Origin of the sequence: Streptomyces sp. NBC_01525, assembly GCF_045040405.1 — a bacterium.
Lineage (GTDB): Bacteria > Actinomycetota > Actinomycetes > Streptomycetales > Streptomycetaceae > Streptomyces > Streptomyces benahoarensis.
In genome coordinates this window covers 1,617,576-1,637,216 of the sequence record NZ_CP109397.1, presented here as the reverse complement: position 1 = coordinate 1,637,216, position 19,641 = coordinate 1,617,576, and the positions used below count along the sequence as shown (strand labels likewise).

The following is a 19,641-nucleotide window of genomic DNA, read 5'->3' as shown; positions in this document are numbered from 1 at the left end:
GTGACCAGACTTACACGCGGGACGAAAGCCTGCATTTCCGGCAATTACCATGAGTGATAAGGGGACCCGTGCGCCCCGCCCGCGCCGTCCGCAGGCGCTCCCGCACCATCCGCCACGCCGAAGATCGAGTTCCGACAGTTAACCCCCGTACGGTCGGGCAGACTCGAAGGAAAGCCGAAGGAAACTCGCGCCGGGGGGCGATCGGACTTCAGCACCTCCAGGGAAGAGGGTGGATCGTGGATCGCTGCGTCGTCCTGGTGGACGCCGGATACTTGCTCGGCGCCGCCGCCAGCCTGCTTGCCGGAGAGCCCGCCCGGTCCCGGATCACCGTGGACCACGCGGCCCTCATCCAGGGCCTGCGCCGCCGGGCCGAGGCCGACACCGAGCGGCCGCTGCTGCGGATCTACTGGTTCGACGGCGCCCCCGACCGCGTCCCGCAGCCCGAACACCGGCGGCTGCGGGTCATGCCCCGCGTCACCGTCCGCCTCGGCGCCCTGACTCGCAGCGACGGCCGCTGGGCGCAGAAGGGCGTGGATGCCGCCATGCACGCCGAGCTGACCGAACTCGCCCGCAACCGCGCCTGCTCCGACATCGTCCTGGTCACCGGCGACGGGGATCTGCTGCCCGGCCTGATGTCCGCCAAGGAACACGGCGTCGCCGTCCACCTCTGGGCCGTCCAGGCCGCCGACGGCGACTACAACCAGTCCGAGGACCTGGTCGCCGAGGCCGACGAACGCCGCGTCCTGGACCGCGCCTGGATCACCCGCGCCGTCCGCCCCAAGGAGCTGGGCGGCCCCTGCGCCCCGCCGCCGGTGCCCCGCCCGGAGATCGCCGCGATCCTCTCCGCGCCGCTGCCCGAGTCCGCGGTGGCCGCCGCTGCCGCCGCCACGTCCACCACCGGCACCACCGACCGCCCCCACGACCCGGACGGCGTGGCGGCCCCCGCGCCCGCCCGGCCCGGCGCCCGCGACACCCCGCCCGCCGACACCAACGGCTCGGGCGCCACCAAGGTCGTCCCCACCCCCAAGGACCTCGCCGGTCTCGGCCGCGCCCACTCCACCGCCACCGCGTCCGCCGCACCCCAGACCCCCGCCGCGAGCGCCACCCTTCGCTGGTCATCCGACCGCGGCTGGGTCGAGCGCGGCGGCCCCGCGGGCGAGCCCTCCGAGACCGCTTCGCTGCCCACCCTCGCCCAGCTCACCAGCGCCGAACAGCGCTGGGCCGACCGCGAGGAGGACATCACCGCCGTCAGCGGCGACCCGTTCGAGGTCGGCCAGGTCTTCGCCCGCCGCTGGACCGAACGCCTCTCGGACACCCTCCATCTCCAGCAGCTCTCCACCGAGTACCCGCGTATCCCGCACCGCATCGACGGTGAACTGCTGCGCTACGCCGCCCGCTTCGGCCTCCTCGCCCATAAGGACGACCAGATCGACGAGCACGACCGGTACGCGATCCGGGCCGGGTTCTGGCGCGAGGTGGACCTGCGCACCGCCGCCGGACACACCTCCGTGGCCGAATGACGCCGCCCCGCCCGCCGCCCCGCGAGCCGGGCGCGGCCCGCGGGCGCGTACCCTCGTAGCTCGTGAGCACGGGCACGGAACAGGCGGAGCAGGGCGGGACGGTCTGCGCCGTGCGGGACCTGATCAAGACGTACCCCGCGACGCGCGGGCGCCGCGGCGTGGCACGCACCCCCGCGGTACGCGCCAGCGACGGCATCACTCTCGACATCCGCCGCGGCGAGATCTTCGGGCTGCTCGGCCCCAACGGTGCCGGGAAGTCCACCCTCGTCCGCCAGCTCACCGGTCTGCTGCGGCCCGACTCCGGCAGCGTCCACGTCCTCGGCCACGATGTGGTCCGCCACCCCGAGCGCGCCGCCCGGCTCCTCGGCTACCTCGGCCAGGAGTCCACCGCCCTCGACGAGATGACCGTCGCGCTGGCCGTGGAGACCACCGGCCGCCTGCGGGGCCTGGGCCCGCACGAGGCCCGCGCCGAGCGCGACGCCGTCCTCGCCGAACTGGCCCTCGACGGCCTCGCCGACCGCCCGCTGAAGAAGCTCTCCGGCGGCCAGCGCCGCCTCGCCTGCTTCGCCGCCGTCCTCACCGGCGACCGCCCGCTGCTCGTCCTGGACGAGCCGACCACCGGCATGGACCCGGTCGCCCGCCGCGCCGTCTGGGCCGCCGTCGACCGCCGCCGCGCCGAACGCGGCGCCACCGTGCTGCTGGTGACCCACAACGTCCTGGAGGCCGAGACCGTCCTGGACCGCGTCGCGGTGATCGACCGGGGCAAGGTCATCGCCTGCGACACGCCCGGCGGGCTGAAGGAGCGGGTCAGCGACGAGGTCCGCCTCGACCTGGTCTGGCGCGACCGGCCGCCGTTGGAGGTCCCCGAGGTCGCGGCGCTGGAGTCCGCCGCGCACGTCGCGGGCCGCCGCTGGACCCTGCGGCTCCCCGCCGACCGGGCCCGCGCCGCCGTCGCCGACGTCACCTCCGGTGCCGCCTTCGCGGCGCTGGACGATTTCACCCTCGCCACCCCGAGCCTGGAGGATGTCTACCTCGCACTCGGCGGCCGCGCCGAGGGACTGGTCAAGGCATGAACCGCCGGGGTGTACGGCCGTCGCGCCGCGCCGCCGAACCGAAAGGCAGAGTGAACGCGTGAGTGGGGTTTCCGCGCAGGCCGTGGCCGGGGCGGCACCGACGGGCGGGCGGGCACGGTCCGACGGCACCCCGGACGCGCCCGGCCGGGAGGCGTGGCCCGCCCCGCTGGCCCCGCGTGCCCGGCTGCTGCCCGCGCTCGGCGCCGTCTACCGCGCCCAGCTCTCCCGCGCCCGGGTCGCCCGTATCCCGCTGCTCTTCGTCGCCACTTTCCAGTCCGTCGGGATCATGGTCCTGATGCGTGGGGTGGCCGACGGGCCCGCCGAGGCGCGCGCCGTGGTCGCCGGATCCAGCGTGCTGGTCGTCGCGTTCGTCGCCCTCAACCTGCTGGCGCAGTACTTCGGGCAGCTACGGGCCGGTGGCGGTCTCGACCACTACGCGACGCTGCCGGTGCCGCCCGCCGCCGTGGTGCTGGGCGCGGCCGCCGCGTACGCGTCGTTCACCGTCCCCGGCACGGTCGTCACGGCGGTCATCGGCTGTGTGCTGTTCCAGCTGCCGATGGCGCATCTGTGGGTGCTCGCCGCCGTCCTGCCGCTGGCCGGTGCGGCGCTCGCCGGGCTCGGCGCGTTCCTCGGGCTGCTCGCGCCGCGCCAGGAGCTGGCGACCCTGTGCGGGCAGCTCGGCATGTCGGCGGCGCTGCTGCTCGGCGTGTTGCCCGCCGAGCGGCTGCCCGCGGTCCTCGGCCTCGCCCGCGACCTGCTGCCGTCGACGTACGGCGTGGAGGCGCTGATCCGCACCTTCGACGCGGACCCGGACTGGCTCGCGGTCGGCGCCGACCTGGGCGTCTGCGCCGGGGTGGGGCTGCTCGCGCTGACCGCCGCGACCTGGGCGTTCCGCCGCGCGGCGACCCGCTGACCGGTCGCCCGTCCGGCGACATCGCGCCCGGTCGCCGTCCTGCTGCCGGAGTCACCCTGCCCACCTGGCACGATGACGGGGTGACCGCACCGCTGACGCCACGCGACAACCAACCGCCCGAAGAGCCGCACACCCCGCCGACCGCCTCCGGCGCCGGTTCGTCGGCCGAGCCGCCGGCGCATCCGCCGACCGGGAACGACGCGCCGGTCGACCCGCCGCTCGGCCAGGAGCTGCGCGAGGCCGCGCTGACCGTTCTCGTGCTCGCGCTCGTCGGCGCGCTGCTCGGCCTGCTCTGGCTCTGGCTGGCCCCGCGCATCCCGCTGGTCGCCGACACCCACAACGTCTATCTGAAGGACACCGAGGGCGAGGAGGCGATCGGCGCCGACGGCGTCTTCCTCCTGATCGCGGCCGGTTTCGGCATCGTCAGCGCCGCCGTGCTGTTCCGGCTGCGCCGCCGAGGCGGCGTCCCGCTGGTGATCGCGCTGGCCGTCGGCGGCCTGCTCGGCTCCGTCCTGGGCTGGCAGCTCGGCATGGTGCTGGGCCCGACCGACGACCTCGCCGCACACGCCGCGCAGGTCGGCCCCGGTGTGGTCTTCGACGGACCGCTGCGGCTCCAGGCCATGGGCGTGCTGCTGGCCTGGCCGATCGCCGCGATGGTGACGCATCTGGCGCTGACCGGCCTCTTCGGCCCGCGCGACGAGGAGCCGCCCCTGCCGGGGACGCCGGTGCCGGGGGCGCCGGATCTGGCGAAGGATGATCCGGCGGCCTGAGCGGGCCGTCGGTCGTCGGCCGGGAAGCGCCGCCTGATCGGGAGTGGCCGGGGCGGACGCGGCGCCCGGCCCGGCGCCGTTCGGCCGGGCCGGGCCGTACAACTGAGCCCGCCCGGCCCGATGCCGTTCAGCTGAGCGCCGGGCCCGGTACCGCTCAGCCCCGCCCGATGGCCGCGACCACGGCCCCGGTGAGGGCGACAAGATCCGCCGGGGCCAGTTCGACCTCCAGGCCGCGGCGGCCCGCCGAGACGCAGACCGTGGGACGGCCCTCGGCGGAGGCGTCCACGACCGTCCGCAGCCGCTTGCGCTGGCCCAGCGGGGAGATGCCGCCGCGGACGTAGCCGGTGCTGCGTTCGGCGGCGGCCGGGTCGGCCATCGCCGCCCGCTTGCCGCCCACCGCCGCGGCCAGTGCCTTGAGGTCGAGGGAGCCGGAGACCGGCACCACCGCGACGGTCAGCGCGCCGTCGACATCCGCCAGCAGCGTCTTGAACACCTGCTCGGGCGCGACCCCCAGCGCCTCGGCGGCCTCCTCGCCGTACGAGGCGGCGGCCGGATCGTGGGTGTAGGTGTGCACGGTGAAGGGCACGCCCGCGGCGGTCAGCGCGACCGTCGCCGGGGTGCCGCCCGCCGCGGACTGGGCGCCCTGGGCCTTCTTCGACTTCTTGGACAACTCGTCGGCGCCTTGCGTTCGGGAGCGGGGACCGGGCGCGCGGCCCGGTGTCACGGCCGCGCGGCGAGGTCAGTTGGGGCTGGTCGGCCGCCGGGTCAGCTCCACGGCCGGCAGCGACGGGAGCTTACCGAGCACCGCCGACTCATGGCGCAGGATTTTCAGCTCCTGGCCGAGCCGGTCCGCGGTGTCCGGCGCCGCCAGCAGCCGCTGCTTGGCCGGGACGTCGAGCACCGCCGCCGCGGCGACCAGGTACGACAGCACCGACGGATCGCCCGGCAGATCCTGCCCACCGGCCAGCGTCCGCTCGTTCGCCCAGGCCAGCCGCTTCTGATACGTACGGAACGCCCGGACGACGCCGGACGCGAGGGCCCCGGCGCCCTCGCCGCCGTCCTCGTCCAGCTCCTCCACCTCGGCGGTCAGATACGGCCCGGAGGCGTCCACCGACAGCAGCCGGAAACGGGTGGTGCCCGTGGCCAGGACCTCGTAGCCGGAGTCCTCCTCGGTGGACTTCGCCCGGATCGTCGCCGCGTCGGCGACACAGCCGATGGTGTGGAACGCGGCCATCGGGTCGTCGCCGAACCCGGCGGCGGGCCCGCCCGCGGCCGGAAGCGTGGCGTCCGGCATGCCCTGGGCGGTCGGCGCCACCTCACGGCCGTCGCGGATCGCGATCACCCCGAACCGGCGCTCGTCCTCGGGCAGCTCACCGAGGTCGCGCATCAGCGCCCGGTAGCGGGCCTCGAAGACGTTCAGCGGGAGCACGAGTCCGGGGAACAGCACCGAGTTGAGCGGGAACAGCGGCAGGCGTACAGAGGTCACAGCGGGTAAGCCTAGAGGCTGGGCCGCGCCACCCGGATGCCGGGCGCCACGCCGAGAGCGAAAGCCCCGGTGGCGGCCCCTTACCGGCACCGGGCGCCGCCTGCGCGGGGACGGGCGTCCGCGGCCCGCTCCCGCCGCGCGGCCCGCTACTGCCGCCGCAGCAACCGTGACGCGCCCGCCGCGACCGTCGTGGCCAGGATCCAGCCCGCGATGATCAGCACCGCAGCCACCCACTGCGCCCCGCCCCGTGGGTTCCACGCCGCCCGCTGGTTCAGGTCGATCACCGGCAGCAGCAGATCCAGGACGTACAGATACGGGTTCCACGGCGGCGCCTCGTCGCTTTTGAGGGGCGGGGGCGGCGAGGAGGTGAAGAAGACCGTGCCCAGCGCCCACAGGATCGCCATCCACAGCGCGGCCCGCCCCGGGCGGTAGCCGTACGCCACCGTCCAGTCCTGGAGGAAGCCCCACGCCTTCCCGGCCAGTGGCAGCGTCTCGCGCCGCCGCCGCTGCTTGGCCAGCAGCACCACCCGCGCGTCCGCGTCCTCCCCGCTGGAGCGCAGCGCCGTGGCCAGCATCTCGTACGGCTCCGGCGCGTACTCCGGCGTCGCCGCCGCCACCCACTGCAACCGCGCCGCCAGCGGGAAGTGCCCCCGGGGGATCAGCGTCTCGTACGCGAACCCGGCCATCTGGAGTCCGCCCGCGCCGGGCCAGCTCGCGGAGCGGTCGACGAGGTTGACGACCCGGGCGCCCGAGACGATCACCCGCCCCCGCTGCGGACGCTCCCCGAGAAACCGCAGCTCGGGCGTCTGGATACGGCGCAGCGACAGCTCCTGGTCGGACTCCATCACGAACCGCGCGTGCTCCAGATCGACCGCGTCGCCGAACCGCCCGTCGTCCAGCCGCATCCCGCCCTCGCACTCGAACCGCTGCATCCGCGTCCCGCGCGGCGTGGTGACCGTGCCGTACGCCGGGGTGTGGACCGTGCCGAACGGGGGAGTGGCGCCGGAGGCGAACGGGGAGTTCGCCAGGCCCGCGGCCGTCAGGTGCAGGGTGCGCTCGACGGTCAGCTGCGGGGCGTTCAGCGCGCGGCGGCCGAACGGGTTGCTCAGCCGGCTGCCGCGCAGGCTCAGCGACCCGCCGACGGTCGCGCCGCGCAGCGACAGCTCGCCGTACGACTCCAGCATCTCGGCATGGAGGTCCTGGGTGACGGTCAGCCCGTCCGCCAGGATCGAGCGGCCCTGGCGGTCCTTGTGCACCACCGCCTGGCTCAGCAGCAGATCCGTGCCGATGTGCGCGTCGGTCAGGCGGACGCCGGAGAGCACCACGCACCGCGGCAGATGCAGATCGCCCTCGGTGGTCAGCCGCGCCGCCTCCAGCCGGGGCAGTGCGCAGTTCACCAGCCGCACCGTCGTGAAGTGCGCCTCGGGTAAGACCACCTCGCCCTCGAACCGGCAGTCCCGCAGCTCGACGAATGGCTTGATCGAGCCGCCCGCGACATCGAGGATGTCGGTGATGTACGCGCCGGTGACCTTCAGCGCCGAGACCCGCCCGGGCTGCGCCGGCGGCCCGTCGAGCAGCAGCAGCGCCAGCACCCGCGCGCGTATCCGGCGCTCCGGGCCCCACAGATGGCGGCCGTGCGGATCGTCCCGGGATGGATCCCCGATGTGCAGGTCGCAGGTGCTGCCGTTGCGGAACGCCTGCCACATGCTCCATTCCGCCGAGGTCAGCTGCAGATCCGCCGGTGCGTCCCCGTCCCCGGGCTCGATCACTGTCGTATCCCCCTTTCGTCTCTGTCCGGATACGTCCCGCGCGCCGGCCGCCGTCCGCGCGTCACACCGGTACGCGAAGCGGGAACCGGGGGCGGGCGGCGGGACACGCCGAAGCCGTCACCTGGCCTTTGCCCGCCCCGTGACCTGTTGAACACGCGTGGTCAGGGCCAACTCCGGTCAACTTCACCGGCCCGTCCGGAGCGCATTGTGCGGTGTATCACTGAGTGATACGGCGGGCCGGACCGGAGGGCGGGTCTGAGACACTGGGAGGGTGATCTCCCGAATCGATCTGCGCGGTGACGCCCTTCCCGAGGGCGGCGCCCTGCGCGACCTGCTGCCCCGTGCCGAGTTCGACGTGGAAGCCGCCCTGGAGAAGGTGCGGCCCATCTGCGAGGACGTGCGCCATCGCGGCACCGCCGCGCTGATCGACTGCGCGCGGCGGTTCGACGGTGTCGAGATCGAGCGGGTCCGGGTCCCGGACGAAGCGCTGGGGCGCGCCCTGGCCGAGCTGGACCCGGCCGTCCGCGCCGCCCTGGAGGAGTCCATCCGGCGCGCCCGGCTCGTCCACCGCGAACAGCGCCGTACGGACACCACCACCAAGGTCGTCCCCGGCGGCACGGTCACCGAGCGCTGGGTGCCGGTCGAGCGGGTCGGGCTGTACGTCCCGGGCGGCCTCGCCGTCTACCCGTCGTCCGTCGTGATGAACGTCGTCCCCGCCCAGGAGGCGGGCGTCGAGGGCGTCGCGGTCACCTCGCCGCCGCAGAAAGAGTTCGGCGGCCTGCCGCACCCGACCATCCTCGCCGCCTGCGCGCTGCTCGGTGTCGACGAGGTCTACGCCGCCGGTGGCGCCCAGGCCATCGCGATGTTCGCGTACGGCACCGACGAGTGCCGCCCGGTCAACCTCGTCACCGGCCCCGGCAACATCTTCGTCGCCTCCGCCAAGCGCCTGCTCAAGGGCCGGATCGGCATCGACGCCGAGGCCGGGCCCACCGAGATCGCGGTGCTCGCCGATGCCACCGCCGACCCGCGGCACGTCGCCTCCGACCTGATCAGCCAGGCCGAGCACGACACCCTCGCCGCCGCCGTCCTCGTCACCGACTCCGCCGAGCTGGCCGAAGCCGTCGAGGCCGAGCTGAAGACGCAGGTCGCCGCGGCCAAGCACGTCGAGCGGATCACCGAGGCGCTGGCCGGGCGGCAGTCCGCGATCGTCCTCGTCGACGGTCTCGACGCGGGCCTGACGGTCGTCGACGCGTACGGCGCCGAGCACCTGGAGATCCAGACCGCCGACGCCTCCGCCGTCGCCGCCCGGGTCCGCAACGCCGGAGCGGTCTTCGTCGGCCCGTACGCCCCGGTCTCCCTGGGCGACTACTGCGCCGGTTCCAACCACGTCCTGCCGACGGGCGGCTGCGCCTGCCACTCCTCGGGCCTGTCCGTGCAGTCGTTCCTGCGCGGCATCCATGTCGTGGACTACTCCCGCGACGCGCTGGCCGAGGTCGCCCACCATGTGGTGACCCTCGCCGAGGCCGAGGACCTCCCGGCCCACGGCGCCGCCGTCCTGGCGCGTTTCCCCGAAGGGGAGCGCGAGGACCGCAACGACTGGAAGGTCCCGCAGAGCAAGTGACGAACAGCTCCGACGCGTTCCCCTGGGACGCGCTCCCCATCCGGGACGAACTGCGCGGCAAGACCCCGTACGGCGCCCCGCAGCTGGACGTGCCGGTCCGGCTGAACACCAACGAGAACCCCTACCCGCTGCCCGAGGAGCTGGTCCGGCGGATCGCCGAGCGGGTCGCCGACGCCGCCCGCGACCTCAACCGCTACCCGGACCGCGACGCCGTCGAGCTCCGCACCGAGCTGGCCCGCTATCTCTCCCGCACCGGCGGTCACCCGGTCACCGAGGAGCAGGTCTGGGCGGCCAACGGCTCCAACGAGATCCTCCAGCAGCTGCTCCAGACCTTCGGCGGCCCCGGCCGCGCCGCCCTCGGCTTCGAGCCCTCGTACTCCATGCACGGGCTGATCTCCCGCGGCACCGGCACCGAGTGGATCTCCGGGCCCCGCAACGACGACTTCACCATCGACGTCGCGGCGGCCCGGGCGCTGATCGCCGAGCGCCGCCCCGACGTGGTCTTCATCTGCTCGCCGAACAACCCCACCGGCACCGCCGTCGCCGCCGATACGGTCCTCGCGCTGTACGACGCCGCGCAGGCCGCGCGGGCGGAGACCGGCGGCGCGCTGGTGGTGATCGACGAGGCGTACGGCGAGTTCAGCCACCGTCCGTCGCTCCTGCCGCTGATCGAGGGGCGGCGCAACCTCGTCGTCTCGCGGACGATGTCGAAGGCGTTCGGCGCCGCCGGGCTCCGCCTCGGCTACCTCGCCGCCGACCCGGCCGTGGTCGGCGCCGTCCAGCTGGTCCGGCTGCCGTACCACCTCTCCGCGGTGACGCAGGCGACGGCGCTGGCCGCCCTGGAGCACACCGACACCCTGCTGAGCTACGTCGACCAGCTCAAGGCCGAACGCGACCGGCTGGTCACGGAGCTGCGCGCGGCGGGCTGCGAGGTCGTCGACTCCGACGCCAACTTCGTACAGTTCGGCCGGTTCGACGGCGCGGGCGGCGCGCACGCCGCCTGGCAGGCACTCCTCGACCGGGGCGTCCTGGTCCGGGACAACGGCGTGCCGGGCTGGCTGCGGGTCTCCGCGGGCACCCCGGACGAGAACGACGCGTTCCTCGAAGCGGTACGCGAACTGATGAAGGAGCAGAGCGCATGAGCCGCGTCGGACGCGTCGAGCGCACCACCAAGGAAACCTCGGTGCTGGTCGAGATCGACCTCGACGGCACCGGCCAGGTCGATGTCGCGACGGGTGTGGGTTTCTACGACCACATGCTCGACCAGCTCGGCCGCCACGGCCTCTTCGACCTCACCGTCAAGACCGACGGTGATCTGCACATCGACACCCACCACACCATCGAGGACACCGCCCTCGCGCTCGGCGCCGCCTTCCGGCAGGCGCTCGGCGACAAGGTGGGCATCTACCGCTTCGGCAACTGCACCGTCCCGCTCGACGAGTCCCTGGCGCAGGTCACCGTCGATCTCTCCGGCCGCCCGTACCTCGTGCACACCGAGCCGGAGAACATGGCGCCGATGATCGGCGCCTACGACACGACGATGACCCGGCACATCTTCGACTCGTTCGTCGCCCAGGCGCAGATCGCCCTGCACGTCCACGTCCCGTACGGCCGCAACGCCCACCACATCGTGGAGTGCCAGTTCAAGGCGCTGGCCCGGGCGCTGCGGTATGCCAGCGAACGCGATCCGCGCGCCGCCGGAATTCTCCCGTCCACGAAGGGTGCCCTGTGAACGGCATGTCGACCGCCTTCATCCTGGTCGGTCTCTTCCTCGTCGGTGGCATCTACTCCTTCTGGAAGCAGAAGATGCCCCGCAGCCTGATCACGCTGCTGTCCATCGGCGCGGCGATGTGCCTCGTCGCCGGGGTGATGCGGCTGGAGGTGTGGAATTGACGGCCGCGAAGAAGGTCGTGGTCTTCGACTACGGCTTCGGTAACGTCCGCTCCGCCGAGCGCGCCCTGGCCCGCGCCGGAGCCGAGGTGGAGATCACCGGCGACTACGACCGCGCGATGAACGCCGACGGGCTGCTGGTCCCCGGCGTCGGCGCGTTCGCCGCCTGTATGCAGGGGCTGCGCGACGCCCGCGGCGACTGGATCGTCGGCCGCCGCCTTTCCGGCGGCCGCCCGGTCATGGGCATCTGCGTCGGCATGCAGATCCTCTTCGCCCACGGCATCGAGCACGGTGTGGAGACGGAGGGCCTGGACGAGTGGCCCGGTACCGTCGGCCCGCTGAAGGCCGATGTCGTCCCGCACATGGGCTGGAACACCGTCGAGGCGGCCGACGGCTCCCGCCTCTTCGCCGGTCTGGACGCGGACGCCCGCTACTACTTCGTCCACTCGTACGCGGCGCACGACTGGGAGCTGGAGGTCGGCAACCCGCACATCGCCGCTCCCAAGGTCAGCTGGGCCACCCACGGTGCGCCCTTCGTGGCCGCGGTCGAGAACGGCCCGCTGTGGGCCACGCAGTTCCACCCCGAGAAGTCCGGCGACGCCGGAGCCCAGCTGCTGAGCAATTGGATCGAGACCCTGTGATGGCCCACCCGAAGCTCGAACTCCTCCCCGCCGTCGACGTCCGCGACGGCCAGGCCGTCCGCCTGGTGCACGGCGAGTCCGGTTCCGAGACCGCCTACGGCGACCCGCTCCAGGCGGCGCTGGCCTGGCAGCAGGCCGGTGCGGAGTGGCTGCACCTCGTCGACCTCGACGCGGCGTTCGGCACCGGCGACAACCGCGCGCAGATCGCGGAGGTCGCCCGGGCCATGGACATCAAGGTCGAGCTGTCCGGCGGCATCCGTGACGACGCCTCGCTCGCCGCGGCGCTCGCCACCGGCTGCCGCCGCGTCAACCTCGGCACCGCCGCGCTGGAGGCCCCCGAGTGGGTCGCCAAGGTCATCGCCGAGCACGGCGACAAGATCGCGGTGGGCCTGGACGTCCGCGGCACCACGCTCCGCGGCCGCGGCTGGACCCGCGACGGCGGCGACCTCTACGAGACGCTGGCCCGCCTCGACTCAGAGGGATGCGCCCGCTACGTCGTCACCGACATCAACAAGGACGGCACGCTCCAGGGCCCTAACGTCGAGCTGCTGAAGAACGTCTGCGCGGCCACCGACCGCCCCGTCGTCGCCTCCGGCGGCGTCTCCTCCCTCGACGACCTGCGGACTCTCGCGTCCCTGGTGCCCGAGGGTGTGGAGGGTGCGATCGTCGGTAAGGCGCTCTACGCGAAGGCGTTCACCCTGGAAGAGGCGCTGGCAGCAGTGTCCTGACCGGACGACCGAAAGGCGGCGTGATGACCATCGAGCGCGTATGGACCGGAAGTCCCTGGGAAGAGGCGATCGGCTTCGCCCGTGCCGTGGCCGCCGGCGACCGGGTCCTGGTCGCCGGTACGCTGCCCTTCACCGACGACGGTGTGCTCCAGGGCGAGGGCGACCCCTACGAACAGGCCGGAGCGGCCTTCGGCAACGCCCTGGCGGCCCTGGAACCGTTCGGCCTGGACGCCTCCGCCGTCCTGCGCACCCGGATGTATCTGACCCACGCGCGTGACGTGGACGCGGTGGGCCGCGCCCACCGGGAGATCTTCGGCGCGGCGCCCCCGGTCGCGACCCTGGTCGTGGTCTCCGGCTTCGTCGACTCCCGTGTGCTGGTCGAAGTAGAACTAGAAGCCTTCAAGCAACCCTCCGAAGGAGCCTGACGCCATGACCCTGGCGGTCCGAGTCATTCCCTGCCTGGACGTCGACAACGGCCGGGTCGTCAAGGGTGTGAACTTCCAGAACCTGCGCGATGCGGGCGACCCCGTCGAGATGGCCCGGATCTACGGCGAGGAGGGCGCCGACGAGCTGACCTTCCTCGACATCACCGCCTCCTCCGGCAACCGCGAGACCACCTACGACGTGGTCCGCCGCACCGCCGAGCAGGTCTTCATCCCGCTGACGGTCGGCGGCGGCGTACGCACCGCCGAGGACGTCGACAAGCTGCTGCGGGCCGGTGCCGACAAGGTCGGTGTGAACACCGCGGCCCTGGCCCGGCCCGAGCTGATCCGGGAGATCGCCGAGCGGTTCGGCAGCCAGGTGCTGGTGCTCTCCGTCGACGCCCGCCGGGTGCCCTCCGCCGACGGCGCCGCCACCTCCTTCGAGGTGACCACGCACGGCGGGCGCCGCTCCGCCGGGGTTGACGCCGTCGAGTGGGCGCACCGCGCGGCGGAGCTGGGCGCCGGGGAGATCCTGCTGAACTCCATGGACGCCGACGGCACCAAGGACGGCTACGACACGGAGATGATCGAGGCGGTCCGCAAGCACGTGTCCGTGCCGGTCATCGCCTCCGGCGGCGCGGGCCGCCTCGCCCACTTCGCCCCCGCCGTCGCCGCGGGCGCCGACGCCGTGCTGGCCGCCTCCGTCTTCCACTTCGGCGACCTGCGCATCGGCGAGGTCAAGGGGGCGCTGCGGGAGGCGGGGCATCCGGTCCGCTGACGACGGCGGGCGCGGGGGCCCGGGCCCCCGCGCGTCCGGCCGCGCCACCCAGGTCCGACGCTCAGATCCCCAGATCCGCCTGCCGCGCCCCCGCCACCGCCTCCGGGTCGCCCGTCGGCTCCACGTCCGCGGCCTGCTGGCGTCCGTAGGCGAAGAGGGTCAGTTCGCCGGGCTCGCCGACGACCGTCACCACCGGTGCGCCCCGATGGGCCACCGCCGTGCGCCCGTCCGGGCGCCGCAGCACCAGGCCCACCGGCGATTTCCGGCCCAGCAGCTTCGCCATCTTCTCCAGCCGTGACCACAGCGCGTCCGCGAAGACCGGGTCCAGCTCCCGCGCCGACCAGTCCGGCTGCGCCCGCCGCACGTCCTCGGTGTGGATGTAGAACTCGACGGTGTTCGACGCCTCGTCGATCTGCTTCAGCGCGAACGGCGACATCCGCGGCGGGCCGCTGCGGATCAGCCCCAGCAGCTCCTCGTACGGCTTCGCGGCGAACTCCTCCTGGACCCGCTCCAGCCGGGCCGCCAGCGGCTTGAACAGGAGGCCGCCCGCCGCGTCCGCCCGGCGCTCGCGCACCACCACATGGGCGGCCAGATCGCGGGTGCGCCAGCCCTCGCAGAGCGTCGGCGCGTCGGGGCCGACGCTCTCCAACAGGTCGGCGAGCAGGAGCCGTTCACGCTTCGCATGGGTCGACATGGGGCCAGCCTACGACCGGCCCCGTCGCCTTGCCACGCCGCGGTCCGCCCCGGCACCGGGCCCCCGCACGGCACAATGGCCCCATGAGCAGCCGCGCCACCGACACCGCCGCCCCCGCCCCGCCGGACCGGCCCGCCCCGAACGGCCCCGCCGCCCCCGGCAGCACCGCCCTCGACCCCGCCGTCGCCGCCCGCCTCAAGCACGACGCCGACGGTCTCGTCCCGGCCATCGCCCAGCAGTACGGCACCGGCGAGGTCCTCATGCTCGGCTGGATGGACGACGAGGCGCTGCACCGCACCCTCACCACCGGCCGCTGCACCTACTGGTCCCGCAGCCGCCGCGAGTACTGGGTCAAGGGCGACACCTCCGGCCACGTCCAGCGCGTCCGTTCGGTGGCCCTGGACTGCGACGCCGACACCGTTCTCGTCACCGTCGAGCAGACCGGCGCCGCCTGCCACACCGGGGCCCGCACCTGCTTCGACGCCGACGTTCTGCTCACGGACCGCGACCAGTAGGCTCCGCTGCCATGACCACGGGAACCACCGGCACCGCCACACCGGACCTCGACAGCTTCCGCACCCTCGCCAAGGACCGCCGGGTCGTCCCCGTCACCCGGCGCCTCCTCGCCGACGGCGACACCCCGGTGGGGCTCTACCGCAAACTCGCCGGTGAGCGGCCCGGCACCTTCCTCCTGGAATCGGCCGAGAACGGCCGTACGTGGTCGCGGTACTCGTTCATCGGCGTCCGCAGCGCCGCCACCCTCACCGCCCGCGACGGCCACGCCCACTGGCTGGGCACCCCGCCCGTCGGCATGCCCGGCGGCGGCGACCCGCTGGCCGCGCTCCGCGCCACCGTCGAGGCGCTGCACACCCCGCGTGACCTGCTGGAGGACGCCGGTCTGCCGCCCTTCACCGGCGGCATGGTCGGCTACCTCGGCTACGACATCGTGCGCCGCCTGGAGAAGATCGCCGAGCAGACCGAGGACGATCTGCGGCTGCCGGAGCTGACCATGCTCCTCACCTCCGACCTCGCCGTCCTCGACCACTGGAACGGCACCGTCCTGCTCATCGCCAACGCGATCAACCACAACGACCTCGACACCGGCGTCGACGAGGCGTACGCGGACGCCGTCGCCCGCCTCGACGCGATGGCCGACGACCTCGCCCGCCCGGCCCCGGCGAGCGCCGCGGCGTTGCCGCCGTCCGCGCTCCCGCCGTTCACCGCCGAATGGGGCGGCGCCGCGTACCAGGACGCCGTCGAGGACATCAAGGAGCGCATCCGCGCCGGTGAGGCGTTCCAGGTGGTGCCCTCGCAGCGCTTCGAGACGCCGTGCACGGCGAGCGCGCTGGACGTCTACCGGGTGCTGCGGGCCACCAACCCCAGCCCGTACATGTACCTCTTCCGCTTCGACGGCGACGGCGACCGCAGCGGTTTCGACGTGGTCGGCTCCAGCCCCGAGGCGCTGGTCAAGGTCGAGGACGGCCGGGCCATGGTGCACCCCATCGCCGGGACCCGCCCGCGCGGCGCCGGTGTCCAGGAGGACCAGGCCCTCGCCGACGAGCTGCTGGCCGACCCGAAGGAGCGCGCCGAGCATCTGATGCTCGTCGACCTGGGCCGCAACGACCTGGGCCGGGTCTGCGAGCCGGGCAGCGTCGAGGTCGTCGACTTCATGTCGGTGGAGCGCTACAGCCACGTCATGCACCTGGTCTCCACCGTCACCGGCACCGTCGCCGAGGGCCGTACCGCCTTCGACGTCCTCACCGCCTGCTTCCCCGCGGGCACCCTCTCCGGCGCGCCCAAGCCCCGCGCCCTCCAGATCATCGAGGAGCTGGAGCCGACCCGCCGCGGTCTGTACGGCGGCTGCGTCGGCTACCTGGACTTCGCCGGTGACTCCGACACCGCCATCGCCATCCGCACCGCCCTGCTGCGCGACGGCACCGCGTACGTGCAGGCCGGTGCGGGCGTCGTCGCCGACTCCGACCCGGTCGCCGAGGACACCGAGTGCCGCAACAAGGCCGCCGCCGTGCTGCGCGCCGTCCACACCGCGAACCACCTGGGCACCTGACCCCGGCGCGCCCGTAGGACGCGTCCCGGCCGCCCGCGGCGTCCGGCCACCCCGTGGCCCGGCGTCGCGGGCGGTGCGCGATAGTGGGGGAGTGAGTGCCGCAACCCAGCCCCCCGCCGCCACCGCGCCCGCGCCGTCCGCCCGGCCCCGCAGCGCCCGGCGCAGCCTCGCCGCCGCGCTCCTGCTGGGCGCCGTCGGCTCCGCCCTCGCCCTGCTCGCGTCGGGCCGCGTCTGGTCCCGGGGCACCGCCGCCCTCGCCCAGGGCGATCTGCCGCGCACGGTGACCGGCTCCGACGTCACGGGTGTCCCCGCCGCGCTGGCCATCGTCGGCCTCGCCGCGCTGGTCGCGGTCTTCGCGGTGCGGCGCGCCGGGCGGTACGCCGTCGCCGCGCTCCTCGCCCTCAGCGGCGCGGGCACCGCCGTCGCCGCGGCGGCCGGTTACGGGGACACCTCCGCGCTGCGCGAGCAGGCCGCCACCGCCGTCGGGCTGAGCGGCACGGATGTGCATCACGTCACGCACAGCGTCTGGCCGTGGGTCTCCGTCGCGGGCGGGGTGCTGCTGCTGGCCGCCGGTCTCCTCGCACTGTGCTTCGGCCGCCACTGGCCCGCGATGTCGGGCCGTTACGAGCGCACGCCTGGCGGCGCAGGCGCCCCGCGCCGGGCCGCCGCCGCGGTGGACCCGGACCGTCCGGAGGAACTGTGGAAGTCCCTGGACCGGGGCGAGGACCCCACCCAGTAACGGTGGTTCCCCGGGCATCGGTGACAATGGACCGCGAGGTATCACCGCGCCCCGATCCGGCGCGACAGAGCTACGAGGAGCATTCATGTCGAGCAGTGGCCACGGACACACCCCCGCCGCCTGGACCGGCGTCATCATCTCGTTCATCGGCTTCTGCGTCGCGGGCGCCTTCATGGTGCTGGCGAACGTGCCCGGGTTCTGGGCCGGCATCGTCCTCACCGTTCTCGGCGCGGTCGTCGGCGGTCTGATGCGCCTCGCCGGTCTCGGCTCGGAGCCCAAGCGCTCGGCCGCCCCTGTCGCCGCCGTGGTCCAGCCCCAGGAGGGCTGACCCCGTGGCGCCGGATCCCGGCGCCACTCCCGCACCCTTCGAAGGCGCCGCTTCCCGGGCTCCGTACCCCGTACGGAGCCCGGGAAGCGGCGCCTTCGTGCGTGCCCCGGAACAATCGGCGGGGTGAACGCACCCGTGGCCCCGCCCCGGCCCGCCGCCCCGCGCCCCGGGGCGCCCGCCGCCCGCCGGGGTCCGCTGCGCCGCCTCGCCGCCCCGCTGGGCACGGCCGCCGCCGCGGCCGCCGCCTTCGGCTACGTCGGCGCGGTCGACCCGAACCACCCCGGCCATTACCCGGTCTGCCCGCTGCTGCATCTGACCGGCCTCTTCTGCCCGGCCTGCGGCGGTCTGCGCAGCGCCCACGCGGTCGCTCACGGCGAGTTGCCCGCCGCGCTCGGCGCCAACGCCGTGGCGGTCCTCGCGTACGCCGTCTGCGCGGTGTTCTGGGCGGTCTGGACGGTGCGCGCGGCGCGCGGGCTGCCGATCGCCGGGCCGCGCCCGCGCCCCGTCCACTGGTGGGCGCTGGCCGCCGCGCTGGCCCTCTTCACCCTCGTCCGCAACCTCCCCTTCGGCGCTTTCCTGCGGCCCTGACCCGGCCAGCGGGTGTCCAGGTGAGGGGACTACCGACGGCCGGGTGCGGGACCTGCGGTCGCGGCCGGATACCATAGGGAGTGCCTACGGTGAGTGCCGCCCGGCGCCCGTACCCTCCACCGCTTCAGAAGGAGGCCGCTCGCGTGAGTGTGCTCGACGAGATCATCGACGGAGTCCGCGCCGACCTCGCCGAGCGACAGGCGCGCGTCAGCCTCGACGAGCTGAAGGAGCGCGCCCGCGCCGCCCGCCCGGCCAAGGACGGCGTCGCCGCCCTCAAGGGCGAGAGCGTGACGGTCATCTGCGAGGTCAAGCGCTCCAGCCCCTCCAAGGGCGCGCTCGCCGCCATCGCCGACCCGGCGGGCCTCGCCGCCGACTACGAGGCGGGCGGCGCCGCTGTCATCTCTGTCCTCACCGAACAGCGCAAGTTCGGCGGTTCGCTCGCCGACCTCGAAGCGGTCCGCGCCCGCGTGGACATCCCGGTGCTGCGCAAGGACTTCATCGTCACCGCCTACCAGCTGTGGGAGGCCCGTGCGTACGGCGCCGACCTCGCGCTGCTGATCGTCGCCGCGCTGGAGCAGGAGGCGCTGGTCTCGCTCATCGAGCGGGCCGAGTCGATCGGCCTGACGCCGCTGGTCGAGGCGCACGACGAGGAGGAGGCCGCCCGCGCGGTCGACGCCGGGGCCAAGATCATCGGCGTGAACGCGCGCAACCTCAAGACCCTGGAGGTCGACCGCGGCAACTTCGCCCGGATCGCCCCCGAGATCCCCGACCACATCGTCAAGATCGCCGAGTCGGGCGTGCGCGGCCCGCACGACCTGATCGCGTATGCCAACGACGGTGCGGACGCCGTCCTCGTGGGTGAGTCGCTGGTCACCGGCAAGGACCCGCGCACCGCCGTCGCCGATCTGGTCGCGGCCGGCTCCCACCCCGCGATCCGGCACGGCCGGGCCTGAGGACGGACGCGACCCCATGACCGCCACCGGCAGCCACCGCACCGCCCGGGACACGTCCCCGGGCGCGTTCGGCGTGCCCGCCGGTGCGCACGCCGGGTGCGCGTCGGACGGCCTGCCCGGCCACGGCCCCGCCCTTTCCCTGACGCCCCGGGCCCGCCGTACCGCGCGGCGCGCGGCGGTCCGCTGCGCGCTGCCGCCCTGGCACCGGGGCTGCCGGGCGCCGGCCCGCCGGGTGCACGGCCGCCGGGTCAGGTACCACATCGGCTCCGAGCCCGGCCAGACCAACGGCATGCGATGGCGCCGGGGGCCCGTGCGCTGACGCGTGCGCGCCCCGGCGGTCGGTGTGGCGGTACGCCGCTCCGGTCTGCCGGAACGCCGCCCGGCGGGTGGCCGCGACCGGATCATCGGTCCGGATGCGTACAGCCGGTGCCCTTGCGGGCCGGTTGCTCGTTAGGCACGGCGCGGCGCTTCCACGGCCCGGCGGACGTCCCAAGGCCGTACGGCGACCGGGAGTCACCGGCGGCCGGATCCGTCGGCGTACCGCGCCCCGCGCAACGCCCGCGCGGGCGGCGCATGCCCCCTTTTGCTTCTCCACACCCTTCCCATCTCTTCTCAATCTTTCCGACAGACCCAGTTGTCCGGGGCGAGGGCCCCGGCAGAGGA

Annotated in this window: 23 protein-coding genes; 19 read left to right on the top strand and 4 right to left on the bottom strand. The window is 74.3% G+C overall.

The annotated features are described in order from the left end of the window. Nucleotides 1–236: 236 nt before the first annotated feature. The 4 genes from OG422_RS07340 to OG422_RS07325 all read left to right on the top strand — a co-directional run bounded on the left by OG422_RS07340 (nt 237) and on the right by OG422_RS07325 (nt 4,276). Nucleotides 237–1,520, top strand: a complete 1,284-nt coding sequence (locus OG422_RS07340) for an NYN domain-containing protein (RefSeq protein WP_405741071.1) — start codon at nt 237–239, stop codon at nt 1,518–1,520. Nucleotides 1,521–1,582: 62 nt separating this feature from the next. Beyond that, on the top strand, nt 1,583–2,593 hold the full coding sequence (locus OG422_RS07335) for an ABC transporter ATP-binding protein (RefSeq protein WP_405741068.1): 1,011 nt from the start codon (nt 1,583–1,585) through the stop codon (nt 2,591–2,593). A 58-nt stretch (nt 2,594–2,651) separates the two neighbouring features. Continuing rightward, nucleotides 2,652–3,506: an ABC transporter permease gene (locus tag OG422_RS07330; RefSeq protein ID WP_405741065.1), complete on the top strand. Its 855-nt coding sequence runs from the start codon at nt 2,652–2,654 to the stop codon at nt 3,504–3,506. Nucleotides 3,507–3,586: 80 nt separating this feature from the next. Further along, complete coding sequence (locus OG422_RS07325; RefSeq protein ID WP_405741062.1) at nt 3,587–4,276, top strand: ABC transporter permease; 690 nt, start codon at nt 3,587–3,589, stop codon at nt 4,274–4,276. Between the two features lie 154 nt (nt 4,277–4,430). On the opposite strand, the gene ybaK is transcribed toward OG422_RS07325, so the two are convergent. The 3 genes from ybaK to OG422_RS07310 all read right to left on the bottom strand — a co-directional run bounded on the left by ybaK (nt 4,431) and on the right by OG422_RS07310 (nt 7,531). Further along, nucleotides 4,431–4,946: a Cys-tRNA(Pro) deacylase gene (ybaK, locus tag OG422_RS07320; protein WP_143941070.1), complete on the bottom strand. Its 516-nt coding sequence runs from the start codon at nt 4,944–4,946 to the stop codon at nt 4,431–4,433. A gap of 69 nt (nt 4,947–5,015) precedes the next feature. Further along, entirely contained in the window at nt 5,016–5,762 is a 747-nt protein-coding gene (locus OG422_RS07315; RefSeq protein WP_143941069.1) for an LON peptidase substrate-binding domain-containing protein, read from the bottom strand. A 146-nt stretch (nt 5,763–5,908) separates the two neighbouring features. After that, complete coding sequence (locus OG422_RS07310; RefSeq protein WP_405741058.1) at nt 5,909–7,531, bottom strand: oxidoreductase; 1,623 nt, start codon at nt 7,529–7,531, stop codon at nt 5,909–5,911. A gap of 271 nt (nt 7,532–7,802) precedes the next feature. Here OG422_RS07310 and hisD point away from each other — a divergent pair, with 271 nt between their 5' ends. The 8 genes from hisD to hisF are packed head-to-tail and all read left to right on the top strand — an operon-like array spanning nt 7,803 to nt 13,611. Further along, the gene (gene hisD / locus OG422_RS07305; RefSeq protein ID WP_143941067.1) at nt 7,803–9,152 is read left to right on the top strand and encodes a histidinol dehydrogenase; all 1,350 of its coding nucleotides are present in this window, start codon (nt 7,803–7,805) and stop codon (nt 9,150–9,152) included. After that, nucleotides 9,149–10,294: a histidinol-phosphate transaminase gene (locus tag OG422_RS07300; protein ID WP_405741055.1), complete on the top strand. Its 1,146-nt coding sequence runs from the start codon at nt 9,149–9,151 to the stop codon at nt 10,292–10,294. Before hisD ends, OG422_RS07300 begins: the two co-directional genes overlap by 4 nt. Further along, a complete protein-coding gene (hisB, locus tag OG422_RS07295) occupies nt 10,291–10,884 on the top strand; it encodes an imidazoleglycerol-phosphate dehydratase HisB (RefSeq protein WP_405741052.1) in 594 nt (197 codons plus the stop codon). The genes OG422_RS07300 and hisB overlap by 4 nt, the downstream gene beginning before the upstream one ends. Further along, nucleotides 10,881–11,045, top strand: a complete 165-nt coding sequence (locus tag OG422_RS07290) for a hypothetical protein (RefSeq protein WP_186000424.1) — start codon at nt 10,881–10,883, stop codon at nt 11,043–11,045. Before hisB ends, OG422_RS07290 begins: the two co-directional genes overlap by 4 nt. Continuing rightward, a complete protein-coding gene (hisH, locus tag OG422_RS07285) occupies nt 11,036–11,683 on the top strand; it encodes an imidazole glycerol phosphate synthase subunit HisH (protein ID WP_143941064.1) in 648 nt (215 codons plus the stop codon). The genes OG422_RS07290 and hisH overlap by 10 nt, the downstream gene beginning before the upstream one ends. Continuing rightward, complete coding sequence (gene priA / locus OG422_RS07280) at nt 11,683–12,411, top strand: bifunctional 1-(5-phosphoribosyl)-5-((5-phosphoribosylamino)methylideneamino)imidazole-4-carboxamide isomerase/phosphoribosylanthranilate isomerase PriA (protein WP_384599993.1); 729 nt, start codon at nt 11,683–11,685, stop codon at nt 12,409–12,411. Before hisH ends, priA begins: the two co-directional genes overlap by 1 nt. Nucleotides 12,412–12,434: 23 nt before the next feature. Beyond that, nucleotides 12,435–12,836: a RidA family protein gene (locus tag OG422_RS07275; protein ID WP_405741047.1), complete on the top strand. Its 402-nt coding sequence runs from the start codon at nt 12,435–12,437 to the stop codon at nt 12,834–12,836. 4 nt (nt 12,837–12,840) lie between these two features. After that, complete coding sequence (gene hisF, locus OG422_RS07270) at nt 12,841–13,611, top strand: imidazole glycerol phosphate synthase subunit HisF (RefSeq protein WP_143941061.1); 771 nt, start codon at nt 12,841–12,843, stop codon at nt 13,609–13,611. A 61-nt stretch (nt 13,612–13,672) separates the two neighbouring features. Here hisF and OG422_RS07265 read toward each other — a convergent pair whose 3' ends face one another. Continuing rightward, nucleotides 13,673–14,305 (bottom strand): TIGR03085 family metal-binding protein, encoded by a 633-nt coding sequence (locus tag OG422_RS07265; protein WP_405741044.1) that lies wholly within the window; start codon nt 14,303–14,305, stop codon nt 13,673–13,675. An 83-nt stretch (nt 14,306–14,388) separates the two neighbouring features. Here OG422_RS07265 and hisI point away from each other — a divergent pair, with 83 nt between their 5' ends. The 7 genes from hisI to trpM all read left to right on the top strand — a co-directional run bounded on the left by hisI (nt 14,389) and on the right by trpM (nt 19,297). Further along, nucleotides 14,389–14,820, top strand: a complete 432-nt coding sequence (gene hisI, locus OG422_RS07260) for a phosphoribosyl-AMP cyclohydrolase (RefSeq protein ID WP_405741041.1) — start codon at nt 14,389–14,391, stop codon at nt 14,818–14,820. Nucleotides 14,821–14,831: 11 nt separating this feature from the next. Next, nucleotides 14,832–16,370, top strand: a complete 1,539-nt coding sequence (locus OG422_RS07255; RefSeq protein WP_143944687.1) for an anthranilate synthase component I — start codon at nt 14,832–14,834, stop codon at nt 16,368–16,370. A gap of 91 nt (nt 16,371–16,461) precedes the next feature. Continuing rightward, nucleotides 16,462–17,109 carry a TIGR02234 family membrane protein gene (locus OG422_RS07250; RefSeq protein WP_405741037.1) on the top strand — a complete coding sequence of 216 codons (648 nt, stop codon included), beginning with the start codon at nt 16,462–16,464 and terminating at the stop codon, nt 17,107–17,109. Between the two features lie 85 nt (nt 17,110–17,194). Continuing rightward, the gene (locus OG422_RS07245; protein ID WP_143944685.1) at nt 17,195–17,437 is read left to right on the top strand and encodes an HGxxPAAW family protein; all 243 of its coding nucleotides are present in this window, start codon (nt 17,195–17,197) and stop codon (nt 17,435–17,437) included. Between the two features lie 123 nt (nt 17,438–17,560). Then, nucleotides 17,561–18,025 (top strand): DUF2752 domain-containing protein, encoded by a 465-nt coding sequence (locus OG422_RS07240; RefSeq protein ID WP_405741034.1) that lies wholly within the window; start codon nt 17,561–17,563, stop codon nt 18,023–18,025. Nucleotides 18,026–18,168: 143 nt separating this feature from the next. After that, the gene (gene trpC / locus OG422_RS07235; RefSeq protein WP_143942056.1) at nt 18,169–18,978 is read left to right on the top strand and encodes an indole-3-glycerol phosphate synthase TrpC; all 810 of its coding nucleotides are present in this window, start codon (nt 18,169–18,171) and stop codon (nt 18,976–18,978) included. 16 nt (nt 18,979–18,994) lie between these two features. Next, complete coding sequence (trpM, locus tag OG422_RS07230; RefSeq protein ID WP_143942057.1) at nt 18,995–19,297, top strand: tryptophan biosynthesis modulator TrpM; 303 nt, start codon at nt 18,995–18,997, stop codon at nt 19,295–19,297. Nucleotides 19,298–19,641 lie beyond the last annotated feature (344 nt).

Coding starts and splice junctions, on each gene's coding strand:
- hisF (WP_143941061.1), top strand. CDS start 12,841: ATGACCCTGGCGGTCCGAGTCATTCCCTGCCTGGACGTCGACAACGGC.
- OG422_RS07255 (WP_143944687.1), top strand. CDS start 14,832: ATGACCACGGGAACCACCGGCACCGCCACACCGGACCTCGACAGCTTC.
- OG422_RS07245 (WP_143944685.1), top strand. CDS start 17,195: ATGTCGAGCAGTGGCCACGGACACACCCCCGCCGCCTGGACCGGCGTC.
- OG422_RS07265 (WP_405741044.1), bottom strand. CDS start 14,305: ATGTCGACCCATGCGAAGCGTGAACGGCTCCTGCTCGCCGACCTGTTG.
- hisI (WP_405741041.1), top strand. CDS start 14,389: ATGAGCAGCCGCGCCACCGACACCGCCGCCCCCGCCCCGCCGGACCGG.
- hisB (WP_405741052.1), top strand. CDS start 10,291: ATGAGCCGCGTCGGACGCGTCGAGCGCACCACCAAGGAAACCTCGGTG.
- OG422_RS07275 (WP_405741047.1), top strand. CDS start 12,435: ATGACCATCGAGCGCGTATGGACCGGAAGTCCCTGGGAAGAGGCGATC.
- trpM (WP_143942057.1), top strand. CDS start 18,995: ATGACCGCCACCGGCAGCCACCGCACCGCCCGGGACACGTCCCCGGGC.
- priA (WP_384599993.1), top strand. CDS start 11,683: ATGGCCCACCCGAAGCTCGAACTCCTCCCCGCCGTCGACGTCCGCGAC.